This is a genomic window from Nocardioides sp. (genome assembly GCF_050246775.1).
In the GTDB taxonomy this organism is placed as follows: Bacteria; Actinomycetota; Actinomycetes; order Propionibacteriales; family Nocardioidaceae; genus Nocardioides.
The window spans coordinates 196,076-209,759 of record NZ_JBFWVK010000002.1 but is presented as its reverse complement, the minus strand read 5'-3'; the positions used below and the strand labels follow the sequence as shown (position 1 = coordinate 209,759).

Below are 13,684 nucleotides of genomic sequence, written 5' to 3'. Positions count from 1 at the left end.
TCAGGTGAGTGTGAACGCGGCACGGAACCGGTCGAGCGCCGCGTCGGTGCCGGCGCTTGCGAAGGCCTCCATCGCGACCACACCGTCGTAGCCGGTCTCGGCCAGGGCGCGGGCCACGAAGGGCCAGTTCACCTCGCCGCTGCCGGGCTCGCACCGCCCGGGGACGTCGGCGACCTGGACCTCGCCGAGGTACGGCGCCGAGCGCCGGATGAGCTCCACCAGGTTCCCTTCGCCGATCTGGGCGTGGTAGAGGTCGAGGTTCATCTTCAGGTGGGGGCTGCCGACGGCTCTCACGAGGGCCAGGGTGTCGGCAGCCCTCGCGAACGGCGTGCCCGGGTGGTCGACCTCGGTGTTGAGGTTCTCCAGGACGAACGTCACGCCGTGTCGTTCGCCGAGCCTGGCGATCGAGGTCAGGGTCCGTTCGGCCGCCAGCCACATGTCACCGGTGACGACCTCGAGCGGACGGTCGGGGAGCCCGCCTTCGCCGAGGCCGGTCCCGTGCAGGTTGAGCGAGGGACACCCGATCGCCTGGGCGAACGGGATCGACTCCTCGGCGGTGCGGAGCAGGTCGGCTGAGCCGTCCGGGGTGGTCAGGTCGCCGCTCAGGTAGCCGGTCATCGAGGTGAACTGCGCCCCGGTCGCGACGAGTTGGGCGGCGTCCTTGCTCGACCAGTCCCAGATCTCCACCGCGAAGCCGGCGTGGTGCAGGCGGGTGACGCGTTCCAGGATCGGGAGGTCGGTGTGGACCATCTCCGCACAGACGGCGAGGGTGAAGCTCATGCGGTCTCTCCCGGGGCGACTGGGGTCCGGGCGCCGGTCTTCATCGACTCGATGCAGGCTTCCGCGATGGCGAAGGCGGCCCATGCCTCGGCGCCGCCGACGCTGGGCGCCCGTCCTTCCTGGATGGACCTGGCGAACTCGGTGAACTCACCGGCATAGGCATCGAGCATCAGCTCGGTGTCGTGGCGGGAGGTGGCGGCCGAGCGTCCGGATGCGTCGTAGAGCCGCATCGAGGAGATCGATCCGTCTCCGGCGGTGACCATGCCGGCGGACCCGAAGACCTCGCCGCGGACGTCGTAGCCGTAGGCGGCGGCGAAGCTGGCCTCGGCCACGGCGATGGCACCGTTGTCGTAGCGGATGACCACGACGGCCGTGTCGAGCAGGCCCGCATCCTTGAAGTCCGGCCTCACCAGGGCGTCGGCCGTGGCGAGCACGTCCACGGCGCGGGCGCCGGGGTTGAGCCAGTTGAGGGCGTCGAAGTCGTGGATGAGGGTCTGGGTGAAGATCGTCCATGCGGGGACTGCGGCGGGGTCAGCGGGACCGGTACCCGGGTCGCGGGTCAGTGAGCGCAGGAGTTGCACCGAGCCGATGCGGCCGGCGCGGACCGCCTCGTGCGCGGCCTGGAAGTCGGTGGCGAACCGGCGGTTGAAGCCGACCTGGAGGTTCACGCCCGCGGTGGCGGCCGCGGCTTGGGCAGCCGAGATCTCGGCCAGCGACGTGCCGCCCGGCTTCTCGCAGAACACGTGCTTGCCGGCCGCGGCCGCCGCAACGACCAGCGCTGAGTGGGCCGGTGTCGAGGCCGCGATGACGACAGCGTCGATGCCGTCGTCGGTCAGGACCTCCTCGATCGACGTCCGGCCGAGCGCGCCGAGGGGCTCGGCGATGGCGGCGGCCGCGCCGGGACGCGGGTCGGCCACGGCGATCAGGTCGGCCTCGGGCACGTGGCGGGCGATGACGGTGGCGTGTGAGGCCCCGATCCGCCCGGCGCCGATGAGTCCGATCCGGACAGGCGGAGTGGTCATCGGCTTCCTTCTCGAGCGAGGCTGGCAGGCACAGGCAATCGGCGTACCTTAAGTAAGAATGTCCGAACATGTCAAGATCGAAACAGTCTGGTCGCAAGCTGCCTTTGCTTAATGTAAGCATGTATGAACAATCTCTTGACAACATCTGGCGGTGCCACAAGGATGTGTCCTGCGTCACGAACCTCGACGCCTCGGTCCACGTCCTCCCAGAGAACCAGGTGAAGTCATGCCATGCCCTCCCCGTGCCGTCGCCGGCCTCCAGTGCCTGGGTGAGAGCCGATGACGACGCCGGCCTTCGCCGATCGGATCGCCGCCGCGCCGATCTCGTGGGGCGTGTGCGAGGTGCCCGACTGGGGGTTCCAGCTCGATCCCGAGCGGGTGTTGAGTGAGATGCGGGCACTGGGGTTCGCGGCCACCGAGTTCGGCCCCGATGGGTTCCTGGCCGAGGAGCCGACGGCCAAGGCAGCGCAGTTGCGCACACACGGCATGACCGCTGTCGGCGGTTTCCTGCCCGTCGTACTCCACGATCCCGACCACGACCCCTTGGGTGAGGTGGAGACCTTCGTGGACGCCTGCATCGCGGCTTCGGCTGGGGTCGTCGTCCTCGCCGCGGCCACCGGGGCCGACGGCTACAACCAGCGCCCGGAGATCGACGAGGGCGGCTGGAAGACCCTGCTGTCGAACCTGGACACGATCCTCGAGTACGCCGAGCGCCGCGGTGTCGTCGCGACCCTGCATCCCCACGTGGGGACGATGGTCGAGCGTGGCCCCGAGGTGGACCGGGTCCTCGAGGGCTCACGGATCGGCCTGTGCGTCGACACCGGTCACCTGATGGTCGGCGGAGTGGATCCGGTGGCGCTGGCGGCCTCGCACACCTCCCGGGTCACCCATGTGCACCTCAAGGACGTGGACGCCACCATGGCCGAGGCCGTCCTCGCCGGTGATCTCCCGTTCGGTGACGCGGTGCGTGCCGGCATCTTCCGCCCCCTCGGAGACGGTGACGTCGACATCACCTCGTTGGTCCGATTGCTCGAGGACGCGGGGTACGCCGGGTGGTACGTGCTCGAGCAGGATGTGATGCTCGAGGCCGCCCCCGAGGGTGAGGGCCCGGTCAAGGACGTCCGTCGTTGTCTGGCGTTTCTGGAAAAGGCCGTGGCATGAGCGTGCCGCGACTCGACATGATCGTCTGTAGTTCCGCTTCCCGGCGTCGTCATGACGTGGGAATCATCGTCTGTTGCGCAGGCAACAGCACACAAGGAGGAAATTGATGTCTATCCGACGCGGGCTCGTGGCGGGACTTGCCGCGGGGGCGATGCTCTTCGCGGCCGCTTGCAGCACCAGTGACGACTCAGGTGGCGGCGGCGACGGTGAGGGCTCGGCGCCCGCCAAGACGGGCGACATCCGCATCGACGTGATCACGCACGGGGCCCCCGGTGACTCGTTCTGGGACGTCGTGAAGGCCGGTGCCGAGCAGGCTGGCGACGACCTCAATGTCGACCTGCATTACCAGAGCGCCCCGGACCCGGGTGACCAGAGCACCCTGATCGACGGTGCCGTCGCCGACGACACCGACGGGCTGGTCATCTCGATGGCGAACCCCGACGGCCTCGAGGCCAGCATCAAGGCCGCGGTGGCGGCCGGGGTCCCGGTCATCACCATCAACTCCGGCATCGACGACTGGCAGGCCTTCGGGGCCATTACCCACGTCGGCCAGAGCGAGACCGTCGCTGGTGAGGCCGCGGGCGAACAGTTGAACGAGGCCGGCGTCACCGACGCCATCTGTGTGATCCAGGAGGCCGGGAACATCGCCCTCGAGGAGCGCTGCCGCGCCGCGGCATCGACCTTCGACGGCACCATGAAGAACCTGCAGACCGATAACACCGACCTGCAGGGCTCACAGGCCACGATCGAGGCGCAGCTCCAGGCCAACGACAAGATCGACGGCGTTCTGACCCTCGGCGGAGACATGGCCGGTGCGGCGGTCGCCGCGGTCGAAGCCTCTGGACGCGAGATCCCGATCGGCACCTTCGACCTCAACGCCGAGGTCGCGCAGAACGTGCTCGACGGCAAGCTGTTGTTCGCCGTCGACCAGCAGCCCTACGTCCAGGGCTACCTGGGCGTGACCGGCATCTACCTGAAGGTGATCAACGGCAACGACATCGGTGGGGGTCAACCGGTGAACTCCGGCCCGGCCATCATCACCGCCGACAACGCCGAGGCAGTCCTGGGCTTCGCCAAGGGCGGCACCCGCTGAGCTGACACCTCGTCGGGGGCTCTGCGAGCACGTGGGGCCCTCGACCCGGTTCAGCCGGCGCCCACTGGACACAGGAGGAAATCATGAGCACCACAACCACGGGACCCGAGGCGTCGAAGTCGCCACCGGCGTCCGACGAACGCCTGGCCGGATCACACCGGCTGTCGACGATCCTGCGCCGCCCAGAAGTGGGCGCCGCTGTCGCCGCCCTCGTGATCTTCGTGTTCTTCGCCACGACGACCAGCGCGTTCGTCAAACCCGGCGGCGCGAGTACCTGGATCTTCACGTCCTCGACCATCGGCATCATGGCGGTGGCGGTGTCCCTGCTCATGATCGGTGGCGAGTTCGACCTGTCTGCCGGCGCCATGATCGGCACCACGGGTCTGACGACCGGCATCCTTATGTCGGAGTACGGCACGAACGTGTGGGTCGCCATCCTCGTCTCGCTCGTGATCGCGGTCGTGATCGGTGCGCTCAACGGCATCTTGGTGATGCGCACCGGACTGCCCAGCTTCATCGTCACCCTGGGGTCGTTCTTCGTGCTACAAGGGGTCAACCTGGCAGTGACCAAGCTGCTGATCGGCAAGGTGTCCGTTTCCGGACTCCAGCGCGAGGACGGATACACCCAGGGCCAGCAGGTCTTCGGCTCGTTCGTGAAGATCAACCTCGGTGGCGACCTGCCGCTCACCATCTACGCCGCCACGTTCTGGTGGATCGCGGTCACCGCGATCGCCACCTGGGTGCTGCTGCGCACGCGAGCCGGCAACTGGATCTTCGCCGTCGGAGGCGCGCAGAACAGCGCCCGTCAGGTCGGCGTCCCGGTGTTCAAGACGAAGGTGGGGCTCTTCATCACCACCGCAGTGGCCGGCTGGCTGGTCGGCATGCTGTCGCTGTTCAAGACCACGACGGTGCAGTCCACCACCGGGGTGGGGCAGGAGTTCATCTTCATCATCTGCGCCGTCGTCGGCGGCTGCCTGCTCACCGGCGGCTACGGATCGGCCGTGGGTGCGGCACTAGGCGCGTTGATCTACGGCATGGTCCAGCAGGGCATCGTCTACGAGGGCTGGGACAACGACTGGCTCTACGCCATCCTCGGCGTGATGCTGCTGGGCGCGGTGCTCGTCAACAACTGGGTCAAGGCCCGAGCGGAGGCAGTCAAATGAGCACGACCGATAACGGCGCGCTGGCCGAGAGCGCCGGCTCCGTCGGCGCCACCGCCCTTGCGGGGACGCCAGCATCGGCGGCTCCCAGCCTGCCCGCGGTCGGCACTCCCATCATCGAGGTCGAGGCCATCGGCAAGAGCTACGGCAGCGTCATCGCCCTACGCGACGTCACCACCTCGGTGAAGGCCGGCGAGGTCACATGCGTGCTGGGCGACAACGGTGCCGGCAAGTCGACCTTCATCAAGATCCTGGCGGGCGCCCACGAGCACACGTCGGGCGAGTTCATCGTGGACGGCGTCAAGCGCCACATGGGCAGCCCGCGGGCCGCGCTGGCGCTGGGGATCGCGACCGTGTTCCAGGACCTGGCCGTCGTCCCGCTGATGCCGGTGTGGCGCAACTTCTTCCTCGGCTCCGAGCTGACCAAGGGTGCCGGGCCGTTGAAGCGCCTGGACATCAAGGCGATGAAGGCGATCACCAAGACCGAGCTGGCCGCCATGGGGATCGACCTGCGCGATGTCGAGCAGCCCATCGGCACGTTGTCCGGTGGCGAGCGCCAGTGTGTGGCGATCGCGCGGGCTGTGTACTTCGGGGCGCGGGTGCTGATCCTCGACGAGCCGACTGCGGCCCTGGGAGTCCGGCAGTCCGGCGTGGTGTTGAAGTACATCGCCAAGGCCCGCGACCGCGGCCTGGGCGTCGTCTTCATCACGCACAACCCGCACCACGCCTACCCGGTCGGTGACCGGTTCATGCTGTTGCGCCGCGGCACGAGCATGGGCGACTTCGCCAAGGCGGACCTGCCCCTGGAGGAACTGGTCAAGATGATGGCCGGTGGCAGCGAGCTCGACGCGCTGACCCACGAGCTCAAGCGTTCGATGCCCGACTCCGAGGTCACCAAGCAGATGCAGGACGAGGTCAACAAACTCTGACCCCGTCCTGGCAGGACCTGCCAACGCGGGCGGGGGTGCACGGCAAGTTGTGCCCTCGCCCGCGCAGGCGGCGTACCGCTTGAATCGGGGCATGGCTCCCGCCCGCAGGATCCGGATCGGCATCGACACCGGTGGCACCTTCACCGACGTCGTGGCCTTCGACGAGGACTCCGGCGAGGTGGTCACCACCAAGACCCCCAGCACTCCTGCCAACCCCGCCGACGGATTCATGGCAGGCATCGACAAGGTCCTCGGGCTGCTGGGCCTGGACCGTCTCGAGCGGCAGGCCCAAGGCGAGGCGATCAGCGCCGTGAGCCACGGCACCACCGTGGCCACCAACCAGCTCCTCGAGGGCAAGGTCGCCGCGCTCGGCTACATCACCACCGAGGGCTACGAGGCGATGCTGGAGATCGCCCGTCAGAGCGTGCCGGACGGCTACGGCAACTCCTACTTCTGGGTGAAGCCGCCGCGGATCGTCCCGCGGGATCTGGTCAAGGCGGTCGGCGGACGGCTCGACTTCACCGGCTCCGAGATCCGTCCCTTCGACGAGGTGGGCGCCCGGGCGGTCGCACGCTGGTTCCGGGCCCGCGGGATCGACACTCTCGGCGTCTGCTTCCTGCACTCCTACGCCGACCCCCGGCACGAGCAGCGGATGCGCGACATCCTGCTCGAGGAGCACCCCGACGCCGTGGTCTCGATCTCCAGTGACGTGCTGCGTGAATACCGGGAGTACGAGCGCGCCATGACCACGCTGGTCGACGCCGCGGTCAAGCCGAACCTCAGCCGCTACGTGGGCACGATCACCCGGCGCCTGGCGGAGTACGGCGGCCGCCCGATCCCCTTCTACGTGATGAAGTCCAACGGGGGAGTGCTGAGCGCGCGCGAGGTGGTGCACCAGCCGATCACCACCGTGCTGTCGGGGCCCGCGGCCGGTGCCCTCGGGGCGGCGCTGATCGCCCGGGTCGCCGGCTTCGACCGGGTGCTCACCAGCGACGGGGGAGGCACCTCCACCGACGTCAGCGTCGTGATCGACGGTGAGCCGACCCTGACGACCGAAGGCAGCGTGGGGGCCTATCCCAGCAAGATCCCGATGATCGACGTGGTGACCGTGGGAGCCGGGGGCGGCTCGATCGCCTGGCTCTCACCCGAAGGCACCTTGAAGGTGGGTCCCCGCTCCGCGGGGGCGGATCCCGGGCCCCTCTGCTACGGCCGCGGCGGTCAGGAGGTCACCGTCACTGACGCCCACGTGGTCCTGGGCCGCATCCCCCCGCACCTCCTGGGCGGGGAGATCCCGCTCGACGTGAAGGCTGCTCGGGCCGGGATCGCGGTGCTCGCCGAACGGCTGGGCATGTCGCCTGCGGCCTGCGCGACGGGCATCCTGGAGATCTCGGCGTGGAACCAGGCCAACGCGCTGCGCCAGGTGACGGTCAAGCGGGGACTGGATGTGCGCGACTTCACGCTGACGACATTCGGTGGTTCCGGCTCGCTGTTGCTCTGCCGGCTCATGGACGTGCTGGGCCTGCCGCGTGTGCTGGTGCCGCCCAACCCCGGCAACGTGTCGGCGTACGGCCTGCTGACCGTCGACGTGCGCAATGACTATGTGCAGACCCATGTCGTCGCGCACGCGGAGGTGTCCCTGGTCGACCTGGCGGCCGTCGTCGGCGACCTGCTGGCACGGGCCCAGGAGGCCTTGGCCGCCGAAGGGTTCCTGCCCTCGCAGCAGCGCTTCCAGCGCAGCGCCGACCTGCGCTACGTCGGTCAGGCCTTCGAGGTCCGGGTCCCGCTTCCGGACGGGGAGCTCAGCGCCGCTCTGGTGGATGGGGTGGCAGCGGCCTTCCACGAGCAGCACCGCCTGCTCTACGGCTACGACTTCCGGGCCGATCCCCGACAGCAGGTGGAATGGGTCAACGTCCGGGTGTCGGGCATCGGGCCGATCACCCGCCCCGAGATCCGAGCCGCGGACGTCGGACCCCCCGAGCCTCCGGGCGAGGCCACCCGGCGCCCGGTCTGCTTCGAGGCCGCCGAGGGGTACGTCGAGGCCGCCGTACTGCAGCGGGCCGACCTCCGGCCCGGTCATCGGATCGAGGGGCCCGCGATCATCGAGGAGTTCGGGTCCACGGTGCCGCTGCATCCAGGGTTCAGCGCGCGGGTCGATGAGTTCGCGAACCTGATCGTGACGAGGAGTGGGTAGTGGTCTCGACAAGCTCGACCACCGAGGACGGCGGCTCGACCACCGAGGACGGCGGCTCGACCACCGAGGACGGCGGCTCGAGGACCGGGAGCAGGCGCGCGCCGACCGACTTCCCGTTCGGCCACCTCACCGCGGACGCTGGTGCCGGGGCCGACCCGGTGCTCGTCGAGATCGTCCAGGGGACGCTGGCCAGCGTCGAGATGGAGGTCGAGACCGCGATCGGCCGGACCTCACGCAGTCCGATGATCCGCGACGCGCACGACTTCCGCGCCGGCATCCACGACCGCCTGCTGCGCAAGCTCACCGGCCGGTCCTACTCGGCACTGGTGCATCCGGTCGCTCGCGACTTCCCCATCGCCGAGATGAACCCGGGTGACGTCTTCTTCCACAACGACGTCTACCGCTCCGAGGGCGGGATCGGTCACCTGCCGGACCTGTGCGTCACGGTCCCGGTGTTCAGCGAGGGCCGGGTCGTGGCTTTCGTCCAGGCCTTCGGCCATCACGACGACATCGGGGGTGCGGTGCCCGGATCGATGCCCTCGCACGCGACCAGCGTCTTCGAGGAGGGCCTCATGGTCCCGCCCATCAGGCTCTGGGACGCCGGGGTGCCGAACCGTGCGGCACTCGCGATCATGACGCGCAACTCACGGATGCCCGAGTCCCTGGCCGCCGACCTCGATGCCGAGTGCTCGGCATGCCTGATGGGTGCGCGCCGACTGGGCGAGCTCTTCGACCGCTACGGCGTGGCCACGGTCGAGTCCTGTTTCGACGCCATCATCGAGCGCACCACGCTCACCTATCGTCGCGAGATCCTCTCCCAGATCCCCGTGGGCCAGTGGGTGTGGGAGGACTACGCCGAACACGACGGCGTCGACGAGCCGAGACTGCACACCCAGCGGATCACCTTGACCCGCACCGACGCCAAGGACCCGGGGGGCGAGCGGATCATCCTCGACTTCGACGGCACCTCGCCGCAGGCGAAAGGACCCATTAACCACTGCGGTGACTACGCCGACGGTGTCTTCCTCAAGAAGTGGCTGGCGCCGATCCTGCGCAACCTGGCCGACTCCCCGGAGCGGATGGCCGAGCTCGACGTCAACGAGGGCATCGTGCCCCTCATCGAGATGCGATTCCCAGCTCCGGGCACGTTGCTCACCCCGGTGTTCCCGGCGCCGACCAACGCGCGCACCTTCGTGATCCTGCGACTGCTCGGCGTCCTCGCCGGGGTGGTGGCCAAGGCCGTCGAGGGGCGGATGCCCGCGGACCAGGAGACGATCCGCTACACGGGGGTGTACGGCGACGACCTGGCCGGCAACCCCTACCTGATGCGCGAGGTGCTGGGTGGCGGGTCGGGCGGTCGCTACTACGCCGACGGCGAGGACACCATCCATGTGGTGCCCGACTCCCGCAACCTGCCGACCGAGTTCACCGAGGCGCGCTTCCCCTTCCGGGTGGAGGCGCTGCGCTTGGCCATGGACTCCGGTGGCGCCGGTCAGTTCCGTGGCGGGCTGGGCTACGAGAAGGACCTCAGGATGCTGGCCGACGCACACTTCATGTCGATCGCCGACCGCTCGATCCTCGCCTGTTGGGGCGTCAAGGGCGGGAAGGCGGGTCAGCCGTTCCGAGTCGTCGTCGACCCCGGCGGTCCAGCCGAGCGCGAGGTCGACGCACTTGCCGATGCCGAGCCCGTGCGGGCCCGTGAGCTGATCCGGATCCGCACCACCGGCGGAGGTGGATGGGGCGATCCGCTGGCGCGCGACCCCGCGCTCGTCGTACGCGACGTCCTCTGGCAGAAGGTCTCGGCGCACGCCGCCCTGGCCGACTACGGCGTGGTCCTGACCGGGTCCACCGATGACGACACCCTCGGCTTCGACGCGGCACGCACCGAGGCCGAGCGCGGCTCGCGCCCGAGAAGGAGTACGCCGTTCTTCGACCGTGGTCCCGGCTACGCCCGCCTCTCAGGCGGACCGACCTCGGCGGAGCTCGACTGGGTGTGACCTTGTCACCCCGGTGCCGGGTGCACGATGCTGGCCGGACAGGCCGGATCCTCGGGGTTCCGGCCACGTCGACGGGAGCACCCGGATGTCAGCTTCTCCTGAGCTTCACAAGGGCCTCAAACAACGCCACCTGACGATGATCGCGATCGGCGGCGTCATCGGCGCCGGCCTATTCGTCGGGTCCGGGGTCGTCCTCCAGACGACCGGCCCGGGAGCCTTCCTGACCTACGCCATCACCGGCGTGCTCGTCATCATGGTGATGCGGATGCTCGGTGAGATGGCCACTGCCAACCCGAGCACGGGTTCGTTCTCGGACTACGCGCGCGCTGCCCTCGGCGACTGGGCAGGGTTCTCGGTCGCCTGGCTGTACTGGTACTTCTGGGTCGTCGTCGTCGGCTTCGAGGCGGTGGCCGGGGCGACCGTCGTCCAGTTCTGGGTGCCGGACGTGCCGCTGTGGCTGATGGCTCTCGGCCTGATGTCCCTGATGACCGCGACCAACCTGGTCTCGGTCAGCTCCTACGGCGAGTTCGAGTACTGGTTCGCCGGGATCAAGGTCGCGGCCATCATCGTCTTCCTGATCCTGGGCAGCCTCTACGTGTTCGGCATCATCAGCGGCGACGGCATGCACCTGTCCAACCTGACGGCGCACGGAGGCTTCCTTCCCAACGGGTTGTCGGCGATCTTCTCGTCGGTGGTCATCGTCGTCTTCTCGATGGTCGGTGCCGAGATCGCCACGATCGCCGCGGCCGAGTCGCACGATCCCGAGAAGGCGATCGCCAAGGCGACCAACTCCGTGGTGATCCGAGTCGGCACCTTCTACGTCGGGTCCCTGTTCCTGCTGGCCTGCATGATCCCCTGGAACAGCGATCAGCTCGATGCGTCGCCGTACGTGACGGCCTTCCAGATCATCGGCATCCCCGGTGCCGACGACCTGATGAACGCGGTGGTGCTCACCGCCGTGCTCTCCTGCCTCAACTCCGGGCTCTACACCGCGAGCCGGATGCTCTTCGTGCTTGCCGCCCGGCGCGAGGCTCCCGTCTCGCTGCTGACGGTCAACGCCAAGGGGGTGCCGGTGCGCGCGATCCTGTCCTCGTCGGTGATCGGCTTCCTGTGCGTGGTCGCGGCCTACATCTCTCCCGACCGAGTGTTCGCGTTCCTGCTGAACTCCTCCGGTGCCATCATCCTGTTCGTCTACCTGCTGATCGGGATCTCGCAGTTCGTGTTGCGCCGTCGCACCCCGAAGGCAGCGTTGAAGGTGCGGATGTGGGGATTCCCGGTCCTGACCCTCCTGACGGTCGCCGGCATCCTGGCCATCCTGATCCAGATGGGCCTGACCGACGAGACCCGCTCGCAGCTGTTGCTGAGCCTGCTGGCGTGGGCGATCATCCTGGTGGCCTTCGGCCTCAACCGGGTCGGCCGTGCCTCGTCCGCGGTCAGCCTCGAGTCGCCCGAGTCCATCAGCAAGGTGCTGGTGGTGGCCAACGAGACCATGGCCGAGGAGGCGCTGCTCGCCGAGCTCCGGGCGGTGCACGCCGAGACCGGGGCGCGGATCCACCTCACGGTGCCGGCCAACCCGGTCGACACCGGCCAGGCCGAGGTGGAGGGCGCGGCCTTCGTGTGGGAGGCCACCCGGCGCGTGGCGCAGGAGCGACTGGACACCATGCTCGCGGCTCTGCGGGCCGACGGCATCGAGGCCAGCGGAGCCCTGGGCGACTATCGGCCGCTGGTGGCACTGCGCGAGGCCGCTGCCGACTTCCATCCGGACCTGGTCGTCATCTCGACGCACGCGCGCGAGGAGTCGACCTGGCTGCGCAAGGACATCGTGAGTGCTGCTCGAGAACAGCTGACGGTCCCGGTGCGACACGTCGTCCCCAGCGAGCTGGACACGACGTCCTGACCCTCGATAGTCCCGAACGTTCGGCACCGCGACACTCCGGTGAGACGTGCCGAACGTTCGGGACTATCTGGGTCTGGCGGGAGGCCGAGTCACCCCAGACCGGCGAGGACGGCGAGGCCCAGGAAGGCGGCACCCGAGGCACGTCGCATCCCCGAGGACAGTCCGGGGGTGAGCTGCCGGCGGCGTACGGCTCCGGCAGCCAGGACGTACCCGGTGTCACAGACCACCGCCATCACCACCACGACCATGCCGAGCAGCAGGGACTGGACGGCTACCGGGCCTCGGTCGGGTGCGACGAACTGGGGCAGCAGGGCCAGGAAGAACAGCAGCGTCTTGGGGTTGAGCACGTCGATGACCAAGCCGTCTCGGAAGACCCGGGCCCGGCCGCGCGCGGTCCGGCTCGCGGTGGGAACCGGCTGTGACGGCGTACGCCGCGCCAGTTCGCGCATCCCGAGCAGGGCCAGGTAGCCGGCGCCGGCGTAGCGCAGGGTGATCAGGGCCTCGGGGGAGGAGGCGGCCAGTCCCGAGACCCCGAGACTGGCCGCGGCGACGTGGACCAGCAGCCCGGTCTCGAGGCCGGCCACCGCGAACATCCCGACCTGACGTCCCTGCTCGAGGGTCCGGGTGAACGCGTAGAGCGCGGTCGGCCCCGGGACGAGCAGCATGGTCAGCGTGACCCCGACAAAGAGGGCCAGGGTCGTGGTGGACATGGCGGGCGATTCTGTGAGTGGACCGGTTGTCGGGGAGGAGGGGCGTGAACCGTCACCAGATACCCGGGATTGGCGGTCTGGGGTTCATGCCCTAGCATCGAAACCGAATCGTTTCGAAACGATGTGGTTTCGATTGGACAGGGAGAGGGATGACGCGACTCAGCACCGAGCGGCTCGACGAGCTCTATCTCGGCACGCTCCGACTGGTTGCGCGCGACGGCTTCGACAAGATCACGATGGACCAGATCGCCGAGGCCACCCACAGCAGCAAGGCCACGCTCTACCGGCAGTGGGGCAGCAAGGCAGGGTTGGTCGCAACAGCTCTCAACTGCGTCACCGCCACACCTGACGACCCACCCGACACCGGGAGCCTCCGAGGTGACCTGATCGGCATGCTCGCGGGGCGCCATCAGGCTCTCGAGCAGGAGGCCGATCTGGTCGGCTCGATCCTGCACGCGGTGAAGACCGACGCAACGCTGCGCACTGCCCTGCGCGACCAGATCATCAGCACCCTGCACGGAAGGCTCGCCGCCGTCGTCGAGCGTGCCGTCGACCGCGGCGAGGTCGCCACAGCCAACCCCGCCCTACGACACATCGATCTCGTCCTGATCGCCCCGTTCGTGTTGCGCCTGCTCATCGACGACCGACCCGTCGACGACGACTACCTCATCGACTACCTCGACGCGGTGCTGCTCCCCGCGCTCGGCGTCGTTCCCCGCTGACCCACCCTCATCAGGAGATCAC

11 protein-coding genes are annotated in these 13,684 nt (G+C 68.8%); 8 read left to right on the top strand and 3 right to left on the bottom strand.

Annotated features, from left to right (window positions below; genetic code table 11):
* Both AB7I40_RS10890 and AB7I40_RS10885 read right to left on the bottom strand, forming a co-directional pair.
* Window positions 1-780, bottom strand: a complete 780-nt coding sequence (locus tag AB7I40_RS10890; protein WP_428346227.1) for a TIM barrel protein — start codon at window positions 778-780, stop codon at window positions 1-3.
* Window positions 777-1,802, bottom strand: coding sequence for a Gfo/Idh/MocA family oxidoreductase (locus AB7I40_RS10885; protein WP_428346226.1), 1,026 nt, complete (start codon window positions 1,800-1,802; stop codon window positions 777-779). Before AB7I40_RS10885 ends, AB7I40_RS10890 begins: the two co-directional genes overlap by 4 nt.
* Before the next feature lie 279 nt (window positions 1,803-2,081).
* Here AB7I40_RS10885 and AB7I40_RS10880 point away from each other — a divergent pair, with 279 nt between their 5' ends.
* The 7 genes from AB7I40_RS10880 to AB7I40_RS10850 all read left to right on the top strand — a co-directional run bounded on the left by AB7I40_RS10880 (window position 2,082) and on the right by AB7I40_RS10850 (window position 12,230).
* Window positions 2,082-2,963, top strand: coding sequence for a TIM barrel protein (locus AB7I40_RS10880; RefSeq protein ID WP_428346225.1), 882 nt, complete (start codon window positions 2,082-2,084; stop codon window positions 2,961-2,963).
* A 106-nt stretch (window positions 2,964-3,069) separates the two neighbouring features.
* Window positions 3,070-4,056 (top strand): substrate-binding domain-containing protein, encoded by a 987-nt coding sequence (locus AB7I40_RS10875; RefSeq protein WP_428346224.1) that lies wholly within the window; start codon window positions 3,070-3,072, stop codon window positions 4,054-4,056.
* Between the two features lie 83 nt (window positions 4,057-4,139).
* Window positions 4,140-5,219, top strand: coding sequence for an ABC transporter permease (locus AB7I40_RS10870; protein ID WP_428346223.1), 1,080 nt, complete (start codon window positions 4,140-4,142; stop codon window positions 5,217-5,219).
* Window positions 5,216-6,145: an ATP-binding cassette domain-containing protein gene (locus AB7I40_RS10865; protein WP_428346222.1), complete on the top strand. Its 930-nt coding sequence runs from the start codon at window positions 5,216-5,218 to the stop codon at window positions 6,143-6,145. Before AB7I40_RS10870 ends, AB7I40_RS10865 begins: the two co-directional genes overlap by 4 nt.
* Before the next feature lie 91 nt (window positions 6,146-6,236).
* Entirely contained in the window at window positions 6,237-8,336 is a 2,100-nt protein-coding gene (locus tag AB7I40_RS10860) for a hydantoinase/oxoprolinase family protein (protein WP_428346221.1), read from the top strand.
* The gene (locus AB7I40_RS10855; RefSeq protein WP_428346220.1) at window positions 8,336-10,333 is read left to right on the top strand and encodes a hydantoinase B/oxoprolinase family protein; all 1,998 of its coding nucleotides are present in this window, start codon (window positions 8,336-8,338) and stop codon (window positions 10,331-10,333) included. The genes AB7I40_RS10860 and AB7I40_RS10855 overlap by 1 nt, the downstream gene beginning before the upstream one ends.
* 85 nt (window positions 10,334-10,418) lie before the next feature.
* On the top strand, window positions 10,419-12,230 hold the full coding sequence (locus AB7I40_RS10850) for an amino acid permease (protein ID WP_428346219.1): 1,812 nt from the start codon (window positions 10,419-10,421) through the stop codon (window positions 12,228-12,230).
* Window positions 12,231-12,319: 89 nt separating this feature from the next.
* Here the strand turns inward: AB7I40_RS10850 and AB7I40_RS10845 are convergent, their stop codons facing one another.
* Window positions 12,320-12,940, bottom strand: a complete 621-nt coding sequence (locus tag AB7I40_RS10845) for a LysE family translocator (protein ID WP_428346218.1) — start codon at window positions 12,938-12,940, stop codon at window positions 12,320-12,322.
* Between the two features lie 149 nt (window positions 12,941-13,089).
* Between AB7I40_RS10845 and AB7I40_RS10840 the strand changes: the two genes are divergently transcribed.
* Entirely contained in the window at window positions 13,090-13,662 is a 573-nt protein-coding gene (locus tag AB7I40_RS10840) for a TetR/AcrR family transcriptional regulator (protein WP_428346217.1), read from the top strand.
* Window positions 13,663-13,684 lie beyond the last annotated feature (22 nt).